This window comes from Allobosea sp. 2KB_26, from assembly GCF_052115715.1.
Lineage (GTDB): Bacteria > Pseudomonadota > Alphaproteobacteria > Rhizobiales > Beijerinckiaceae > Allobosea.
Window position 1 is genome coordinate 1 of record NZ_JBFRHE010000030.1, and the last position, 17,555, is coordinate 17,555.

Annotated in this window: 19 protein-coding genes; 8 read left to right on the top strand and 11 right to left on the bottom strand. The window is 64.7% G+C overall.

Going from position 1 to position 17,555, the window contains the following annotated elements; all coding sequences use genetic code 11:
- The first annotated feature begins 462 nt into the window (after window positions 1-462).
- Window positions 463-1,683 carry a SorA family sulfite dehydrogenase catalytic subunit gene (gene sorA / locus AB4099_RS33505; RefSeq protein ID WP_441481265.1) on the top strand — a complete coding sequence of 407 codons (1,221 nt, stop codon included), beginning with the start codon at window positions 463-465 and terminating at the stop codon, window positions 1,681-1,683.
- 11 nt (window positions 1,684-1,694) lie between these two features.
- Window positions 1,695-2,018: a SorB family sulfite dehydrogenase c-type cytochrome subunit gene (gene sorB / locus AB4099_RS33510; protein WP_441481266.1), complete on the top strand. Its 324-nt coding sequence runs from the start codon at window positions 1,695-1,697 to the stop codon at window positions 2,016-2,018.
- A 140-nt stretch (window positions 2,019-2,158) separates the two neighbouring features.
- On the opposite strand, the gene AB4099_RS33515 is transcribed toward sorB, so the two are convergent.
- On the bottom strand, window positions 2,159-2,374 hold the full coding sequence (locus AB4099_RS33515; RefSeq protein ID WP_069877934.1) for a DUF1127 domain-containing protein: 216 nt from the start codon (window positions 2,372-2,374) through the stop codon (window positions 2,159-2,161).
- Window positions 2,375-2,479: 105 nt separating this feature from the next.
- Between AB4099_RS33515 and AB4099_RS33520 the strand changes: the two genes are divergently transcribed.
- The 4 genes from AB4099_RS33520 to AB4099_RS33535 all read left to right on the top strand — a co-directional run bounded on the left by AB4099_RS33520 (window position 2,480) and on the right by AB4099_RS33535 (window position 7,149).
- Window positions 2,480-3,409, top strand: coding sequence for a transcriptional regulator GcvA (locus AB4099_RS33520; protein ID WP_441481267.1), 930 nt, complete (start codon window positions 2,480-2,482; stop codon window positions 3,407-3,409).
- Between the two features lie 173 nt (window positions 3,410-3,582).
- Window positions 3,583-4,257, top strand: coding sequence for a response regulator (locus AB4099_RS33525; protein ID WP_441481289.1), 675 nt, complete (start codon window positions 3,583-3,585; stop codon window positions 4,255-4,257).
- Window positions 4,254-5,648: a sensor histidine kinase gene (locus tag AB4099_RS33530; protein WP_441481268.1), complete on the top strand. Its 1,395-nt coding sequence runs from the start codon at window positions 4,254-4,256 to the stop codon at window positions 5,646-5,648. Before AB4099_RS33525 ends, AB4099_RS33530 begins: the two co-directional genes overlap by 4 nt.
- 151 nt (window positions 5,649-5,799) lie before the next feature.
- On the top strand, window positions 5,800-7,149 hold the full coding sequence (locus AB4099_RS33535; RefSeq protein WP_441481269.1) for a patatin-like phospholipase family protein: 1,350 nt from the start codon (window positions 5,800-5,802) through the stop codon (window positions 7,147-7,149).
- A gap of 194 nt (window positions 7,150-7,343) precedes the next feature.
- Here AB4099_RS33535 and AB4099_RS33540 read toward each other — a convergent pair whose 3' ends face one another.
- Window positions 7,344-7,769: an Lrp/AsnC family transcriptional regulator gene (locus AB4099_RS33540; RefSeq protein WP_043242225.1), complete on the bottom strand. Its 426-nt coding sequence runs from the start codon at window positions 7,767-7,769 to the stop codon at window positions 7,344-7,346.
- 133 nt (window positions 7,770-7,902) lie between these two features.
- On the opposite strand from AB4099_RS33540, the gene AB4099_RS33545 reads away from it, so the two are divergent.
- Window positions 7,903-8,952 carry an ornithine cyclodeaminase gene (locus AB4099_RS33545; protein ID WP_113519166.1) on the top strand — a complete coding sequence of 350 codons (1,050 nt, stop codon included), beginning with the start codon at window positions 7,903-7,905 and terminating at the stop codon, window positions 8,950-8,952.
- Window positions 8,952-9,896, top strand: a complete 945-nt coding sequence (gene ctlX / locus AB4099_RS33550; RefSeq protein ID WP_441481270.1) for a citrulline utilization hydrolase CtlX — start codon at window positions 8,952-8,954, stop codon at window positions 9,894-9,896. The genes AB4099_RS33545 and ctlX overlap by 1 nt, the downstream gene beginning before the upstream one ends.
- A gap of 6 nt (window positions 9,897-9,902) precedes the next feature.
- Here ctlX and AB4099_RS33555 read toward each other — a convergent pair whose 3' ends face one another.
- The 9 genes from AB4099_RS33555 to AB4099_RS33595 all read right to left on the bottom strand — a co-directional run bounded on the left by AB4099_RS33555 (window position 9,903) and on the right by AB4099_RS33595 (window position 17,429).
- Complete coding sequence (locus AB4099_RS33555; RefSeq protein WP_441481271.1) at window positions 9,903-10,616, bottom strand: cytochrome c3 family protein; 714 nt, start codon at window positions 10,614-10,616, stop codon at window positions 9,903-9,905.
- A gap of 12 nt (window positions 10,617-10,628) precedes the next feature.
- The gene (locus AB4099_RS33560) at window positions 10,629-11,129 is read right to left on the bottom strand and encodes a nitrate reductase cytochrome c-type subunit (protein ID WP_441481272.1); all 501 of its coding nucleotides are present in this window, start codon (window positions 11,127-11,129) and stop codon (window positions 10,629-10,631) included.
- Window positions 11,102-13,597: a periplasmic nitrate reductase subunit alpha gene (gene napA, locus AB4099_RS33565; RefSeq protein WP_441481273.1), complete on the bottom strand. Its 2,496-nt coding sequence runs from the start codon at window positions 13,595-13,597 to the stop codon at window positions 11,102-11,104. Before napA ends, AB4099_RS33560 begins: the two co-directional genes overlap by 28 nt.
- Complete coding sequence (locus tag AB4099_RS33570; RefSeq protein ID WP_441481274.1) at window positions 13,594-13,872, bottom strand: chaperone NapD; 279 nt, start codon at window positions 13,870-13,872, stop codon at window positions 13,594-13,596. The genes napA and AB4099_RS33570 overlap by 4 nt, the downstream gene beginning before the upstream one ends.
- Complete coding sequence (gene napF, locus AB4099_RS33575) at window positions 13,865-14,374, bottom strand: ferredoxin-type protein NapF (RefSeq protein WP_441481275.1); 510 nt, start codon at window positions 14,372-14,374, stop codon at window positions 13,865-13,867. The genes AB4099_RS33570 and napF overlap by 8 nt, the downstream gene beginning before the upstream one ends.
- A gap of 10 nt (window positions 14,375-14,384) precedes the next feature.
- Window positions 14,385-14,573 carry a periplasmic nitrate reductase, NapE protein gene (gene napE / locus AB4099_RS33580; protein WP_113519161.1) on the bottom strand — a complete coding sequence of 63 codons (189 nt, stop codon included), beginning with the start codon at window positions 14,571-14,573 and terminating at the stop codon, window positions 14,385-14,387.
- A gap of 175 nt (window positions 14,574-14,748) precedes the next feature.
- Window positions 14,749-15,549 carry an aldolase gene (locus tag AB4099_RS33585; RefSeq protein ID WP_113519160.1) on the bottom strand — a complete coding sequence of 267 codons (801 nt, stop codon included), beginning with the start codon at window positions 15,547-15,549 and terminating at the stop codon, window positions 14,749-14,751.
- A gap of 44 nt (window positions 15,550-15,593) precedes the next feature.
- A complete protein-coding gene (locus AB4099_RS33590) occupies window positions 15,594-16,754 on the bottom strand; it encodes a M20 aminoacylase family protein (RefSeq protein WP_441481276.1) in 1,161 nt (386 codons plus the stop codon).
- Window positions 16,755-16,811: 57 nt separating this feature from the next.
- Window positions 16,812-17,429, bottom strand: a complete 618-nt coding sequence (locus AB4099_RS33595) for a glutathione S-transferase family protein (protein ID WP_113519158.1) — start codon at window positions 17,427-17,429, stop codon at window positions 16,812-16,814.
- Window positions 17,430-17,555 lie beyond the last annotated feature (126 nt).

Here is a 17,555-nt window from a genome sequence, read left to right on the forward strand (position 1 = left end):
GCCGTCCACGTTTCTCTTTCTGTCTTCAGTTTTCAAACAGCGGCGCAGCAACCAAAGACAAGCAGGCCAACCGATCTCTCGGCTACAAGGCCCGAAGCTCTCATGAAGCGCAGTAGAGCGGCCCCGCCAGCGGCGGCGCCGTCTCGATGAGCAGTGTTTAAGCGAATCAGGTTTCGGGTGTCAACAGCCGATTCGCATTTTGTTGAAAACGTCGATTCGTCCGCGCGGCGGTCCCGGGGGCTGGGGCCCGTGTGGGTCGCGCCAATCCGGGGCCGTCTCCGCAGCCCCGGCCGTGGCGGTCGGCCCGGACCTGTACTAGATTGATCGCGGACCAACGAAGCGGGGCTGCCGAGCGGCCCTGGGTTTGCACTGCCTGAGCCGCGGCACTCCAGCCGCGGAGAAGGGCGAGCCGAACCTGCGTGCCTTTCTATTCGCCAGGAATATGTCCTGCGGAGGAGCGCCATGTTCAACAGACGGCAAATGCTCAAGGCGGCGGGGCGCGCCGTGTTGGGACTGGGGGTGGCAGTGGGCGAGGGCGCAGGTCTTGCTGCTTTCGCCGCGGATATGGTCAAGCTGCCGTTCGATAATGGTGAGCGTTCACTCGTCGCTTATCCCGGCAAACGCCCGCTGATCGAGCTGACGGCGCGCCCGCCCCAGCTCGAAACCCCGTTCGGCGTCTTCAATGACGGGCTCCTGACGCCGAACGATGCGTTCTTCGTACGTTACCATCTGGCGGATATCCCGACTGAGATCGATCCGGACGCTTTCCGCATCGCGGTCACGGGCAGGGTCGATAAGCCGTTATCGCTGTCGCTTCAGGATCTGAAGACGGGGTTCGAGCCTGTCGAGGTCATCGCCGTGAACCAGTGCTCCGGCAATAGTCGCGGCCTGTTCGATCCGCGCGTCGCCGGCGGCCAGCTCGCCAACGGCGCGATGGGCAATGCACGCTGGAGGGGCGTACCCCTCAAGGCCGTGCTCGACAAGGCTGGTGTTCAGGCCGGCGCGGTGCAGGTGTCCTTCGACGGCCTCGATGGGCCGGTGATCCCGGATACGCCGGATTTCATCAAGGCGCTCGACATCGACCATGCCCGCGACGGCGAGGTCATGCTGGCCTACGCCATGAACGGCGAGGATCTGCCCTGGCTCAATGGCTTCCCTGTGCGCCTGGTGGTGCCGGGCTATTTCGGAACCTATTGGGTCAAACATCTCCGCGAGATCGCCGTGCTGGACAAGGCCTTCGATGGGTTCTGGATGACGTCGGCCTATGGTATCCCCGCCAATGCCTGCGCCTGCACCGAGCCCGGCAAGGCACCGACCGCGACCGTGCCGATCAACCGCTTCAGCGTCCGCTCCTTCATCACCAGCGTGCAGAACGGGGCAACGGTGAAGGCCAATTCGGATGTCATGCTGCGCGGCATCGCCTTCGATGGCGGCTATGGCGTGACCGATGTCGCGATTTCGCCGGATGGTGGGAAGTCCTGGCTTGCGGCGGCGCTTGGCGAAAATCTCGGAAAATATTCTTTCCGCGAATGGAAGGCGACGGTCCGGCTGCCCAAGGGTGAACATGTGCTGATGGTCAGGGCGACCAACCGGATCGGTCAATCGCAGCCGATCGAGCCCTTGTGGAATCCGGCGGGCTATATGCGCAATGTCGTCGAGACGACGCGCGTGATGGCCGCGTGATGGAGGTGGTCATGACCTTGCGCTTCATTGGGGCGTCGGCTTTCGGACTCTGCCTTGCCGGGGTGGCGCTGGCCGGGGTGGCGCTGGCAATGCCGAAAACCTATCAACTGCCCGCTGAGACGGCGGTGCTCAAGCCGGGTCCCGGTCCCGGCTTCGAGGCGGCAAAGAACAACTGCATGTCGTGCCACTCGGTCGACTACGTCAACTTCCAGCCGCCGAAGAAGGGACAGGCCTTCTGGGACGCCGAGGTGCAGAAGATGATCAAGGTCTACCGCGCCCCGATCGACGAGGCCGATGCCAAGGCGATCGCCGAATACCTGGCCGAAACCTATTGAGGATCAAAAGGGCGCGCTCCTCGGTTCCGACGGTGCGACCCCAATACGGGCCTCACACTGCGCGAATGCACGATCAAGCGGCGCAAAGACCCGATCGCCGGTGCGTCCTCCAGAATCCCGGCACTCTGGCGGCGAGGCCGTCAATCCGGCAGTCGGACCGTGGCGTTGACGCGTTCCACGTCGCTGCGGGAGAGCGCGATATCTGACAAGGCACGGTCATCCATGCGGTAGAGCGCGCGTGCGCTGGCTTTGGCGTTAAGCCAGGTTTCGAGGCGGAGCAGCAGGCGCGACAGGCCGTGAATCGACGGCGCGGCAGGGAGTGGCAGAAGGTTTTCTATGGCTGGCCTGGTCGACATGACGGCCTCCCTTGTCCCATGTTTCGCCAGCATATCTGCTCCTTGCCTGGGGTCCAAGCAAATGCGAACTTCTTGGCTTCAGCCCAAGGTTTTCTTCGCTTATCCATGACGCGTCGCCACCTTCCGCCCTTGACCTCTTTGCGCGCTTTCGAGGCCGCGGCCCGGCACCTCAACTTCGAGAAGGCCGGGGACGAACTCGCCGTCACCGCCAGTGCGGTCGGCCAGCAGGTGAGATCGCTCGAGGCCTGGCTGCGCCGCCCTCTCTTTACGCGCCTGCCGAGCAAGGGCGTCGCCCTGACGGCTGTCGGGGAACGCTACGCCGCTACCGTTTCGCTGCTGCTCGATCAACTCAACGAGGCTACGGCGCGCGCTTTGCGGCCCGGTGCGCCCAATATTCTGACCGTCAGCACCTTGCCGAGCTTCGCCTTGAGCTGGCTGATCCCCCGCCTCGGTTCGTTGAAGGAACGCCACCCCGATCTCGAGGTGCGTGTGTCGATCTCGACGAGTCTGACCGATTTTGAAGGCGAGGATGTTGACGTGGCGATCCGCTCCGGCCGCGGTATCTACCCAGGTCTGCGCTCGGACCTGCTGATGGAGGAGAATTTCTTTCCCGTTTGCAGCACCACTCTTCTCGGTGATGCCGAACGGCCCCTGCGCGAGCCCGCGGATTTGCGCCATCACACCCTGCTGCATGAGAACCCGGAGGGAATACTCGATTATGTCACCTGGCCGCGCTGGCTGGCCGCGGTCGGGTTGCCAGACATCGACGCGACGCGAGGACCTCGCTTCTCGCATATGTTCCTAGCCTTGCAGGCGGCCGCCTCGGGCCAGGGAATAGCGCTGGCCACCAATGTCCTGATCGGGGACTATCTTGACGCGGGTCGCCTCGTCCGGCCCTTCCCGCATCAGGTCAGAGGGCCGCATCAGTATTATCTGGTCTGCCCTGAGGTCTCCGCCGAAAGGCCGGCCATCGCGGCCTTTCGGGCCTGGATATGCGGCGAAGCAGCCGCCCACCGGGCAGGGGTGACGCCATGACCTGCTACCCCGGAAGGACGTAGGTATCGCCACGATCCAGGCGGCCGGACTAAGCAGATCGCCTCGCCGGAACCTGGCAAGCACCCTCTCTTCGAAGGGCTTCGAATTCGCGCAATCTCGCGGCAATGTTGCTGCGTCAGGAGCGGTTGGGTCAAAGCGAGACCGTCCTAGCCATGCGCATTCTCCTGGTGGAAGACGAGCTGGAAATGGCGGCGGCGCTTCGCGCGGCCCTGGCCCAGCACGACATGGTCGTCGACCACGTCACCACGCTGGCGGAAGGGGAGGAGGCGATCGCGACTGCGGCGCACTGCGCAATTCTGCTCGACCGGCAATTGCCGGACGGCGATGGCCTGACGCTGATCCCGAGGCTTCGTGCCTGTAAGCAGATCGCGCCGGTGATCGTGCTGACCGCGCGGGGCGAGCTGGGGGACCGGGTCAAGGGCCTGGATACCGGAGCCGATGACTATCTCGCCAAGCCGTTTGCGATCGACGAATTGCTGGCACGGCTGCGAGCTGTGCTCCGCCGTGCGCCGGTGATGGCTCCCGATCGAATCCGGGCAGGGTGCCTCGATTATGATTGGCATGATCGCTGCGCGACGATTGACGGTGTTGCGCTCGATTTGCCGCGTCGGGAGCTGCTGGTGCTGGAGGCCCTTCTGCGCCGACGCGGGCGCACCGTGCAGCGCGCCGCACTGGAGGAGGCGGTCTACGGCTTCGACGACGAAATCCAGTCGAATGCGCTCGACATGCATGTGTCGAACCTGCGTCGGAAGCTGATGAAGGCGGGGGCTGGTCTCGAGATCCACGGAATTCGCGGCGTTGGTTATCTCCTCAAACACGCCGCATGATCTGGCCGCGCGCGCATTCGCTGAAATGGCGGCTCGTCCGGCGCCTGCTCGCGCTGCAGGCCGCGACACTCTCGCTGCTCGTCGTCCTGGTTATCGGTGCGCTCTACCTCGGCGGCCATCTGTTCAATTTCGAATCCGAGGATGTAACGGTCGATGTGCTGAAGAGCGCGGTCACGCGCGATCCTGCCGGCAGGCTTGTCCTGCAAACGACGCCTGCGCTGGCGAAGCTGCGGTCGGATGTTCCCGATCTCTGGTTCATCGTGCGTGACCGGCTTGGCCATACGCTGACCGAGGGAGCTCCGCCGCCCCATTTCGCACGCATCGGCGACGCGCTCGACGATGTCGGGGTTGCGAGGCTCGGCTGGAATCTTGGCGATCCCCCGCGCACGAATGCACTGATCCGCTGGGTCGATGGCGCCGCGGGGAAGATCCAGATTGCAACCGGGCCGGGGGCAGAGGCGCCGCTGAGCTGGCTTGTTCAGGGGCTCCTGATCGTCTTCATGAGCTTCGTTCTTCCAGCCCTTGTGGTCATGGGCCTGGCGACGATTATTGCAACGCCCATCGTCGTGCGCAGGGCGCTTGCCGGCCTTGGAAAAGTGGCGGAGCAGGCCGAGCGGATCGACATCGAACGGCACGGCGAACGCCTGCCGACCGATGCGACCCCGAGCGAATTGACCCCGGTCGTCGCTGCAGTCAACCGCGCCCTGCAGAGGCTCGACGAAGGCCACGCGCGGCACAAGCGCTTTCTCGGTGACGCTGCGCATGAGCTGCGGACGCCGATCGCGATCTTGCAGACGCGGCTCGATATCCTGCCTGACACGGCTCAGCGGGCGCGGCTTTACGAAGACGTGGCACGGCTTGCCGTCATGGCGGAGCAGTTGCTCGACCTTCAACGGATCGATCACAGCACCAAGGATTTTGCCGGGATCGATATCGTGACGATCGGCCGGCGTGTCGCCGCCGATCTCGCTCCGCTGGCGATCGCCTCAGGCTATCAGGTGGCCTTCGAGGCTGAGGCCGACCAGGTTGCAGTATGGGGCGACCAGTCCGCGCTTGAACGGGCGCTGGCCAACCTCGTGCAGAACGCAATCCAGCACGGCGGACGCCGCGGCACGATCACGATCGCTGTCGGGCGCGAGCGGACGATCGAGGTCGCCGACGAGGGGCCTGGCGTGCCGGTCGATCAGCGCGACCGCATTTTCGAGCCGTTCTGCCGGCTGGCGCCGCGCGAGCGGGGAGCGGGGTTGGGGCTGCACCTCGTCCAGGAGATCGTTCGGCGCCATTCCGGTCAGATTACCGCCCTCGACCCGGCGGCGTCGGGCGCGCGCTTCCGGATTACATTGCCGCCGCCGGCGGTTGAACCCTCCTGTCAGGGCATAATGCTGACATAACCCACGCGGGCGAGATGTCGCTGGCCAGCGAATGGTCACGCATCGTGCGGAGACGGTGTCGCGGCTGAGAAGGCCGGCATCGTTGAAAGCCTGTTTCCTGACTGTTGCCGCTCGCTGCGGGCGTGTCGCCAGAGCGCGGCGCCCCCTCTTGATGACGGCGATGCTTGCGCTCTGGACTGCAGCGTGTGCCGCGCCCGCCAACCTGCCCTCGAACGCGCCGCTGATGCATGACCCCGCTCCCGCAGTGCGGCTGTCCGCGGGAGTTCCGGCACGCACTGGCGTAATCCTCGCGTTTTCGGGCGGAGGAGCGCGGTCCGCGGCCTTCGGATATGGCGTGCTGTCGGCATTGGCCGAACAGCCGTCTCCGGGCGATGAGACGCGCAGGCTCGCCGACGATATTGGCGTGGTCGCCGGTGTCTCCGGTGGGGCCATTCTTGCCGCCCATCTGGCCCTGCACGGGCCGCGAGCCTTGCCGGAGTTCCGCCGCGCCTTTCTCGACCAGGACGCAGAAGCGTCGCTGCGCATGGCCTATACGCCCGAGAACCTGCTGCGCGCCTATCGTGGCGGCGTCAATGATCTCTCCGGTCTTGCGGCCTGGCTGGATGCCAGCCTCTATGGCGGCGCAACGATGGGCGATCTCGGTCAACGCGGACGACCAAGGCTGCTGCTGCACGCGACGGATCTCTACAATCGGGCGCCGTTCCCGTTCGATCGGGCGAGCTTCCGCTCGATCTGCAGCGACTATGACAGCTTCCCCCTGGCGCACGCGGTCGCGGCCTCGTCCGCGGTGCCGGTCGCTTTCGCTCCGGTCGTCCTGCAGAATTTCACTGGGGACTGTCCCGTTGCCCGAAATGCGCCGGCCGCGGTCCGCCTTCCTGCCGGGAGCTCCCAGTTCGACAGGCATGTTGCGGAGTCCCAGGCGCGATACGCCAGTGCGCCGGATCTCCGCTATCTCAAGCTGCTTGACGGCGGCCTCGTCGACAATCTTGCGGTGCGAAATCTCATCAGGTCGCTCAAGCAGCCTGCGCCGGAACCTCTGGGCATCGCTGCCGCGCGGCATCTGGAGCGCCTGATCATCATCGTGGCCGACGCCTCCACGCGTGTCGGTGGCGAGATGTCCAGCGCGGTCGAGGGCCCCACAGCGCCGTCGGCGATCGTTGCAGCTGCCGATGCGATGATCGATAGCGCCAGCCGGATGAGCCTTGACGCGCTGGAAGGGGAGGCGGCGCATTGGCGTGACCGGCTGGTTCGCTGGCGCTGCGGCGCCGCAGGCGCGCAGGCCGGGTGCGGAAGGCTCGATGTCAGCGTGGTGCGGTTGTCCCTCGCGGATGCCAGCGGGCAGGTGGAAAAGGCACGCATTCTCCAGCTGCACAACACGCTCAGCCTGAAATCCGGCGATGTCGATTTTCTCGCCGGCCTGGGGCGAAGCCTGCTGCTCGGCAACGAAGGCTATCGCAGCTTCATCAGACCGGCCCGGCGCGATGGCGCGCGCCACGGCTGAAGGCCTTGGCAACAGCAGAGCCCGGCAATCCCAACCTGCCGTGTTCTTCTCTGCCGGCTCGCGCGCTGCGTCGTACTGGGCCGCGGCCGCTAATGGCCGCGCAGCTGTCGCGCGGGAAGGACCTTGATGGAAGGGTGTCGGTTTGGCGCGAAGACACCTGCCCCCCTTGCTGCGCAGAGAGCGCTTCCCGTCGGCTATACCGAGCTGAGCAGAATGCTGGTTTCACTGTTGAGAATACCGTCGATGGTGCGGACTTCCCGCAGCACGCGATCAAAATCGCTGAGGCTGGAGGCGCGGATCTCCGCGATCAGGTCCCAGGTTCCATTGGTGGTGTGCAGCGAATGCAGTTCCGGCAAGCCGCGCATCTGCCTGATCACCGCGGTCGTCGAACGGCCGGTGACCTCGATCATCATGATCGCCCGAATGGCCTTGTCGTCATAGTCCTGCCGGGAGCGCACGGTGAACCCAAGCACAGCACCCGACTCGATCAGCCGGTCGAGCCGGGTCTGCACCGTTGCGCGCGAGACGCCGAGAATGGTCGCGAGCTTCGAGATCGGGGCGCGCCCGTCCTCTCGTAGCGCTGCGATCAGGCGGTGATCGAGCTCGTCGAAGATATGCATGGCAATCTGTCTATTCGAAGTGAGCGATTTGATCAGCTAATTGCACAAATCTGAACTTGTTCGCAATTCAGTGTGCAAATTGCATTGGCTAGAATGCCCTCCATCCCAGAAAGTATCGCAGGAGGGCCGACCAATGGTTCAGTATGTAGGCGTAGAGAACATGGTTCGGCTGATCGCGGCCATCGGCATCGAGCCTTATCTGATTGGCCTTGCGGGCTACATCGAGGAGGATTTTCGGCGCTGGTCCCTGTTCGAGAAGGCGCCGCGCGTCGCCAGCCATTCTGCCGACGGCGTGATCGAGCTGATGCCGACCAGCGATGGCGAGCTCTACGGCTTCAAATATGTCAACGGACATCCCAAAAACACGCGCACCGGCCTGCAGACGGTGACGGCCTTCGGCGTCCTCTCCGATGTCGAAACCGGATATCCGCGCCTTCTCTCCGAAATGACGATCACCACGGCGCTGCGGACCGCCGCGACCTCGGCCGTCGCCGCGCGCTATCTCGCCCGTGAGGATGCCGCGGTGATGGCGATCATCGGCCTCGGCTCGCAGTCGGAGTTCCAGGCGCTGGCCTTCAAGGCGCTGAACGGCATCCGGCGATTGCAGGTCTATGATATCGATCCGGCTGCGACCGCGAAATTCAAGGCCAATCTCGCGGCGCACGGGCTTGAGATCGAGGTGGCGAGCAGCGCCGAAGCGGCCGTGCTTGGCGCCGATATCATCACCACCGTCACGGCCGACAAGCTCAAGGCGACGATCCTCTCCGACAACATGGTCGGTGCCGGCGTGCATATCAACGCCGTCGGCGGCGATTGCCCGGGCAAGACCGAGCTGCAGCGCGACATCCTGCTGCGCGCCGATGTCTTCGTCGAATTTCCAGAGCAGACCCGGATCGAAGGCGAGATCCAGCAGATGGAGCCGGATTTCCCGGTCACGGAGCTCTGGCGCGTGATCGTCGGCGAGACCAAGGGGCGCCGCACCGAGGACCAGATCACCATCTTCGATTCCGTCGGCTTCGCCACGGAGGATTTTTCGGCCCTGCGCTATCTGCGCGATCAGGTCGAGGGCACCGACTATTATGACGAGATCGACCTCCTCACCGAGCCGGAAGATCCGCGCAACCTGTTCGGCCTGCTGAGCGCGCCGACTGCTGCTCCTCGTGCCGTTCTCGGGGCGCGATGATGCAAAAGCTTTCCGTCCAGGCGCCGCGCAGCGTCGTGATGATCCGTCCGCATCACTTCAGCCCGAACCCGGCGACGGCCGCCGATAATCTCTTTCAGGGCACCGATGCCGCGCGCAGCGCCGCCGCCATCGCCGCCGAAGCACATCGTGAAGTGACGCGTGCTGCGGCGCGGCTGGAGGAAGCTGGCATCGCCGTGCATCTCTTCGAGGACGAGGGCAATGCGACGCCCGATTCCGTCTTCCCGAACAACTGGTTCTCGACCCATTCCGGCGGCCATGTCGCGCTCTATCCGATGTTCTCGCCGAGCCGGCGCAAGGAGCGGCGGCACGACGTCATCGAGATGCTGAAGCATCGCTATCGCGTCCAGGATGTGATCGACTATTCCGGGCTGGAGCAGGACGGGGTCTATCTCGAAGGCACCGGCGCGATGGTGCTGGATCATATCGAGCGTGTCGCCTACGCCGCGCGTTCGAACCGCACCAACGAGGTGGCGCTGGAGCGCTTCTGCACGCATTTCAATTTCGAGCCGGTGGTCTTCGATGCGGTCGATGCGGCGGGCCGGGCGATCTATCACACCAATGTCCTGATGTGCGTCGGCACGGATTTCTGCCTGATCGGACTGGCGACCATTCGCGATGCCGCGCGCCGCAACGAGATTGCGGAGCGGCTGGCCCAGGGGCGCATCGTCATCGATCTCGACCACGGGCAGGTCAACGCGTTCGCCGGCAATGCAATCGAGCTGCAGGGCAGCAACGGTCGCGTCGTCGCGCTGTCCTCACGTGCCTTGCAGGCTCTTCGCCCGGAGCAACGTGCGACGCTTGAAGGGTTTGCGACCCTGCTGCCGCTCGACGTGCCGACCATCGAACTCGCCGGTGGCTCGGTGCGCTGCATGCTGGCGGGCATCCATCTTGCAGCGCGCGGAGCGCTTCAACCCGGGCCCTGAACCTGCTCAGCGCGCCTCGATGCTGGCGAGATAGGCGCGCAGTTCCCGTTCGGGGCCATGCCAGGAGGCGCTGCCCTTGCCCTGGAGCTCGGGGGCTTCCTTCCAACCGGGTTCGATCCCGGTCATGTCGGGCAGGAGATGGGCGATGCCCTTGTGGCAATCGATGCAGGTCTTCTCCTTCGGGATCAGGAAGCGGCTGTGGATCTCGGCTGCCCGGCGCGTCTGCTTGGTGAAGTCCATCGCGACGGTGGAATGGCAGTTCCGGCATTCCAGAGAGTCGTTTGCCTTCAGCCGCGCCCATTCATGCTTGGCAAGCTCCAGCCGGTGGTCGAGGAATTTCTGGCGTGTCGAGATCGTGCCGAAGATCTTGCCCCAGACCTCCTTTGAAGCCTGCATCTTGCGGGCGATCTTGTGGGTCCACTCATGGGGGACATGGCAATCGGGGCAACTGGCTCGCACGCCCGAGCGGTTCGAGAAATGAACCGTCTGGGTCAGCTCCTGATAGACGTTGTCACGCATCTCGTGACAGGAGGTGCAGAACTTCTCGGTGTTGGTGACCTCGAGCGCCGTATTGAATGCTCCCCAGAACATGACGCCGCAAATGAAGCCGCCGAGCGTCAAGAAGCCCAGGGACAGATAGGCGCTCGGCCGGCTGATGACCCGCCAGAACCAGACCGCGAGGTTCCACGCGCGCAGGAAGAGAGCCTTCAGTTTGCCCATGTCGGCGCCCCGTTACCGCTTGCGGCCAATCGTGTTTGCGTCCTGGAACGTATTCGGCACCAGCGTGCGGGCGTCGGTCTGCTGGACATGACAGGCGGTGCAGAAATAGCGCCGCGGCGTCACGTCCGAGAGCACCTGTCCCTCCCGGTCCTGGAAATGGGTGATGCTGATCATCGGGGCGCCGGAGCCCTCGGTGAATTCGCGCTTATGGCAATCCATGCAGCGGTTGGTGTTCAGCGTCAGCTGATAGCCGTCGATCGAATGCGGAATGATCGGCGGTTGCTCGGGGTAGTTTCGCATGCGCCTGACATCGTCGACGATCGGGCGGTCGAGTGGTGGCACATTGACGATGCCCATCGGGGGCACAGCGCCGGTCAGCCGCGGCACGATGTTGATACGGCCGCTCTCTTGCGAAAGTGCGCCGAAGCAGAGGACGAAGAGAGCTGCCAAGGCCGCTCCGAGGACGGTCCAGGAGCGCATCAGGCTCAGACCGCTACGATCTTGACCGCGCATTTCTTGAAATCCGTCTGTTTGGAGATGGGATCCGTCGCGTCGAGAGTGGTCTTGTTGATGAGCTGGCTTGCGTCGAACCAGGGTACGAAGACGACGCCCTGGGGCATGCGGTTGCGCCCGCGCGTCTCGACCCGGGTCTGCATCTCGCCGCGGCGGGAGATCAGCCGGATCTCTGCCCCTTGGTTGAGCCCGCGCTTGCGGGCATCGTCGGGATGCATGAAGCAGCGCGCCCCCGGGAACGCCTTGAAAAGTTCGGGGACGCGCATCGTCATCGAACCGGAATGCCAGTGCTCGAGCACGCGCCCGGTCACCAGCCAGAGATCATACTCGTTGTCCGGCGATTCCGCCGGAGGCTCGTAGGGCACTGCGATGATCTTGGCCCGGCCGTCCGGGTTGCCGTAGAACTCGAAGCCCTTGCCGGGCTTCACATAGGGGTCGAGCCCCTCGCGATAGCGCCAGAGTGTCTCCTTGCCGTTGACCACCGGCCAGCGCAGCCCGCGAACCTCATGATAGGTGTCGAACGGCGCAAGGTCATGGCCGTGGCCGCGGCCGAAGCTGGCATATTCCTCGAACAGCCCCTTCTGGACGTAGAAGCCGAAATGCTTCGCCTCCAGATTGTCATAGGCGGGGTCGATCTCGCTGGCCGCGAAGCTGTCGACATGCCCATTCCTGAACAGCACGTCGAACAGGGTCTTGCCGCGATAGTTGGGGTTGGCATCGAGAAGCGCGGCTGGCCAGACCTCGTCGGTGGTGAAGCGCTTCGAGAACTCGACCATTTGCCAGAGGTCGGAACGGGCCTCGCCCGGCGCTTTGACGAGTTGGTGCCAGAAATGAGTGCGCCGCTCGGCATTGCCATAGGCACCTTCCTTCTCGACCCACATGGCGGCGGGCAGGATCAGGTCGGCGGCCATGGCCGTCACGGTCGGGTAGGCGTCCGAGACGACGATGAAGTTCTCGGGATTGCGATAGCCCGGATAGGTCTCGCCGGCGCTGTTCGGCGCTGCCTGCAGGTTGTTGTTGACCTGGATCCAGTAGAAATTGAGCTTGCCGTCCTTGAGCATGCGGTCCTGCTCGACCGCGTGATAGCCGGGCTTTTCCGGAATTGTGCCGGCCGGAATCCGCCAGATCTCCTCGGCGTGCTTGCGGTGCTCGGGATTCACCACAGTCATGTCGGCGGGCAGACGATGGGCGAAGGTGCCGACCTCGCGCGCCGTGCCGCAGGCGGAAGGCTGCCCGGTCAGCGAGAAGGGGCTGTTGCCGGGCTCCGAGATCTTTCCGGTCAGCAGATGCAGGTTGTAGACGAGCTGGTTCGCCCAGACGCCGCGGACATGCTGGTTGAAGCCCATCGTCCAGAACGAGACGACCTTGCGCTTGGGGTCGGCATAGAGCTCGGCCAGCTCTTGCAGGAAGCCGGGCTCCACCCCTGTCAGCGCCGAGACTTTCTCGAGGGTGTAGTCCTTGACGAAGGTGGCATAGGCGTCGAAGTCGATCGGCGAGGTCGAGCCGACATCCTCCGCCTTCCTCGCCTTGACCTCGCGCGGATCGTCGGGCCGCAGGCCATAGCCAATATCAGTCGCGCCCTTGACGAAATTCGTGTGCTTCTGGACGAAGTCCTTGTTCACGCGGCCGGTCGTGATGATGTGGTTGGCGATGTAATTGAGGATCGCCAGATCGGTGCCGGGCTTGAAGACAATCGGGATATCGGCGAGGTCGGCGCTTCGGTTGGTAAAGGTCGAGAGCACCGCAACCTTGACATGGGGGTGGCCGAGCCTGCGGTCGGCGACCCGGGTCCACAGGATCGGGTGCATCTCCGCCATGTTCGAGCCCCAGAGTACGAAGGCGTCCGTGGCTTCGAAATCGTCGTAGCAGCCCATCGGCTCGTCCATGCCGAAGGTGCGCATGAAGGCGTAGGCGGCAGACGCCATGCAGTGGCGCGCATTCGGGTCGAGATTGTTCGAGCGGAAGCCGGCGCGCATCAGCTTGGTCGCGGCATAGCCCTCCCAGATCGTCCACTGGCCGGAGCCGAACATGCCGAGCGCGGTCGGACCCTTGTCCTTCAGGACCTGCTTGGCCTTGGCGGCCATGACGTCGAAAGCCTCGTCCCAGGAGACCGGCGTGAACTCGCCGTCCTTGGCATAGACGCCGCCCTTCTTGCGCAGCAGAGGCTGCGTCAGCCGGTCGCCGCCATACATGATCTTCGAGAGGAAATAGCCCTTCACGCAGTTCAGGCCGCGATTGACCTCGGCTTTCATGTCGCCATGCGTGGCGATCACCTTGCCTTCCTTGACGCCGACCATGACGCCGCAGCCGGTGCCGCAGAAGCGGCATGGCGCCTTCGACCAGGTGATTTCCAGCGTGTCGACGCCGCCGGCGACAGGCTGGGCGTCAGCAGGCAGGCTCATATTGGCGGCGGCAGCGGCGATACCGGCCGCCTGCGCCTTCAGCATCTCGCGACGGGACAGGGTCATGGCACAACTCCGATGTCGTCGAGGGTTTCGATCTGTTCGAATACGAGGTTCGCCGAGAGGACGCCGTCCATCAGCGCGATGCCGGTAAGCCTGCCACCGATCTCGCCGGTGCTTTCCCCTTCGAGAACAATGACGATCTTGCCGTTCTCGACACGATGAACCTCGGTGCCCGGCAGGGCATTGATCTGGCGCACGATCGCGTCGCAATGCTCCGGGAAGGCCGTGATGACCGCGCTGGAAATATGGATGGTGCGGGCCGCTTGAGCTTCAGGCATGGGCCGCCTCCGCTGCCAGGGACCGCGTTCCTATGACAGCAGCCGGGCAAGCCGCGATACAGGCGCCGCAACCGGTGCACTGATCGACCGCGAGTTCAGGCAGGGCCGGGCCACCGAGACGCGGACGGAAGCGGATTGCCGTTTCCGGGCAGGCATCGCCGCAGCTCTGGCAAACGATGCCGCGAGCTGCAAAGCATGCGTCTTCGATCAGGGCGACGTGCTGGAAAGCGGGCCGCGCGCGATCGAAAACGGGCTCCGGGCAAGCCTCGGCACAGGCTCCGCAGAATGTACATTCGCTCGAGCCGAAATCGATTTCGGGCCGCTGCCGGGCATCGAACCTGATGATGGCTTGCGGGCAGGCGCTGATGCAGGCGCCGCACACCGTGCAGGCGCTCGCGATGGTTTCTTCGAGGGACCAGGGCGGACGAATGACGGCCGGTTCCGAGGGAAGAAGCCCCTTCAGGAACCCGCGTCTGCCGAGATCGACCCCGTTCTCTGCCATGGCCGGGCCCTCACCGTGGCGGGCCGGGCGGTCCGAAGACCAATTGCAGCATCCAGACCAGGAAACCATAGCCGCCGACGACGCCGACCGCGATGACCGGCCAGATCAGGATCGCCAGGACGATGAAGGCAAGGAACTCCTGCCGTCGCGTTGCAGGCCTGAATGCGGCCCCAGTTTCAGCCTTGGCACCATCGGACATCACGGAGACAGCTCCCGCGACTATGACGAGGAGCGGTACCAACGCACCGCTCCTCACCGGATACCTTACATTCCTTCTAGGGAAGCTAGCGCCGCCAGTCGGCCCTTGTCGAGTTGTTTCATGCGAGCGATGGACGGAGCCGCACGCATGGATGGACGAAACCCGCGTTCGCCGCTCAGCTGCGATAGGCCGGCTCTTCGAGATCGAGGGTGCGCCTGATCGAGGCGAGGTGAAGCCTTGCCGATTCCGCGTCGCCTTCGCGCATCTGGCGATAGGCGGCTTCGGCGATCGCAGGCGCAACGGGCAGAACCTTGCGTCCGGTCGAGAGCGCCAGCGTCTGCACCTCGCAGGCGCGCTCGAGATAGTAGAGATCGTCCCAGGCCTCGGCGATCGTCGGACCAAGCACCATGACGCCGTGATGTTTCATGAAGACGATGTCGGCGTCGCCGATTGCGCCGGCAATGCGGTCGCCCTCGCGCTCGTCGAGCGCAAGCCCGTTGTAATCGTGGTCGACGGCGGTCCGGCCGTAGAATTTCAGCGAGGTCTGGCCGGCGAAGATCAGCGGCTCGCCCTCGGTCATCGAAAGCGCTGTCGCGTAGGGCATATGGGTATGGAACGCGACCCTGGCGCGCGGAATCGCCTTGTGGATGCGGGCATGGATGTAGAAGGCCGTCGCCTCGGGCTGCCCTTCGCCAGCGACGACATTGCCGTGGAAATCGCAGATCAGCAGCCTCGAGGCCGTCAGCTCGCGGAAGGCCCAGCCATAGGGGTTGACGATGAAGAGGTCGTCATAGCCCGGCACCAGCGCCGAGAAATGGTTGCAGATGCCTTCCTCCAGCCCCTGGCGCGCCGCCATGCGGAAGCAGGCGGCGAGATCGGCGCGCGCCTCCCAGACGGCGTCGGCGTCGAGGGCCGGCTGGTTCGGGCCGGGCTCCCTGAGGGAGGCGGCAGCGCCGGGTGTGAGGGAATGGGCCATGGGAAAGCTCCGGATCGGCAAGCGGCAGGGGCTACGGGCGGTGGTCAGGCGGGGCGCAGGCGCTGCCGCGTGATTGCGGCATGGAAGCGTGCGCCATGGATGAGGCCGGCGTCGTCGAAGTCGTAGCAAGGATTGTGCAAGGGCGCCGAGGGGCCATTGCCGACGAAGGCGAAGCAGCCCGGCACATGATCGAGGAAACGGGCGAAATCCTCCGAGCCGGTCATCGGCTCGCGGGCGGTGGCGACATTCTCCGTGCCGAACACGCTTCTCGCGGCGGTCAGGGCTTCCCCCGCCAGCGCCTCGTCATTCACCAGCGGCACGAATTCGCGCGTATAGGTCACCTCGGCCGAGACGTTATAGGCGAGCGCCGTCCCTTCCGTGATGATGCGCATCTGCTTCTCGATCTCGGCGCTCACCTCCGGCCGGAAGCTGCGGGCATCGCCAAGAATGCGGGCGAGGCCCGGCAGGGCGTTGCGCGTGCCGTCGGTGATGAGTTCGGTCACCGAGACGACGCCGATATCGGTCGGGCTGAGCCGCCGCGACACGATGGTCTGGAAATTGGTGACGAGGGCGCAGGCGGCGATCAGAGCCTCATTGCCGACATGCGGACGCGCCGCATGGCCACCGATGCCCTTGAGCACGATCTCGAAATTGTCCTCCGCCGACATGATCGAGCCGGCGCGTGTCTGGAACTGGCCGACTTGCAATCCCGGCGCATTGTGCAGCCCGTAGATCTCCTCGAAGGGGAAGCGCTCCATCAGCCCGTCGGAGAGCATGGCGAGCGCGCCTCTGCCCCATTCCTCGGCGGGCTGGAAGAGGAAGCGAACGGTGCCGTCGAAGCCGCCCTCGCTCGCCAGCAGCTTTGCTGCGCCAAGCAGCATGGCGGTATGCCCGTCATGGCCGCAGGCATGCATGGTGCCGGGGGTTTGCGAGCGATGGGGATGCTCGGCCTGCTCGCTGATGCGCAGCGCGTCCATATCCGCCCGAAGCGCGATGGCGCGGTTGCCGTTGCCGCGCTTCAGCGTGCCGACGACACCGGTGCCGCCAATGCCCTCGGCCACATCGTCGAGGCCGAACTCCCTGAGCTTGGCTGCGACGAAGGCGGAGGTTCGCTTCTCCTCGAAGCCGAATTCGGGATGGGCGTGCAGGTCACGCCGCCACCCCGTCATCTCGCGTTCAAGGATGTTCTGGTCGAGCGTGGTCATCTCTCTCTCCACCATCGTGAAGCCGGGTGTTGGCCGCCGGGCGAACTGGCCTTGCGATCAGTCATGCGTCTCGCCGTCATAGAGCGTGGCGCGCATCGAGGGGCGTTCCGAGAAGGAGCGATACCAGCGGGCGAGCCGTGGCCGGCCAGGCTCGAAGGGCGGTAGTTCGCGGAATTCCAGCCATGAAAGGGCGGTCGCAAGCGCGATATGGCCGACATGGAGCGGCGCGTCGAAATCGGTCTCGCGTTCGAGATAGTCATAGGATTCGACGAGTTTCGCCGTCATTCCCTCCGCCAGGGGCGGATAACGCAGGGGCTCGGGGCGGCGTACGGTTTCCCAGCGCAGCGCAATGCCGGCGTCGCACAGTCCCTGGGCGAGCGCCTGCAGGCGAAGCGCGGACCATCTCGCCTGCCCGCCTTGCGGAATGAGCGGGCTGCCGCCGTCGAGGCTGGCGAGATAGTCGCAGATCACCGTTGAATCGAAGATCGCCTCGCCTTCCGGGAGGACGAGAACGGGGACCTTGCCGAGCGGGTTGACCGCGAAGACGTCGTCGTTCCGGTTGGTCGGGCTCGTCTCCTGGTGGATGACGCGCAGCTGTCCGGTGATTCCCGCCTCATGGGCAAAGACCAGGACCTTTCTCGCATAGGGCGAATGGGTCTGGTAGATCAGGTCCATGGTTCGCGTCCGCTCTGATGCCGTCCTCCTTTGCGTGCCTTGCCAATCAGGATGATGAACCGGACTCGTCGAGCGCGCAGTCATGCTCTGCCTCCAACGGACGTGCTTTGCGGCGCTGTGAGGGAT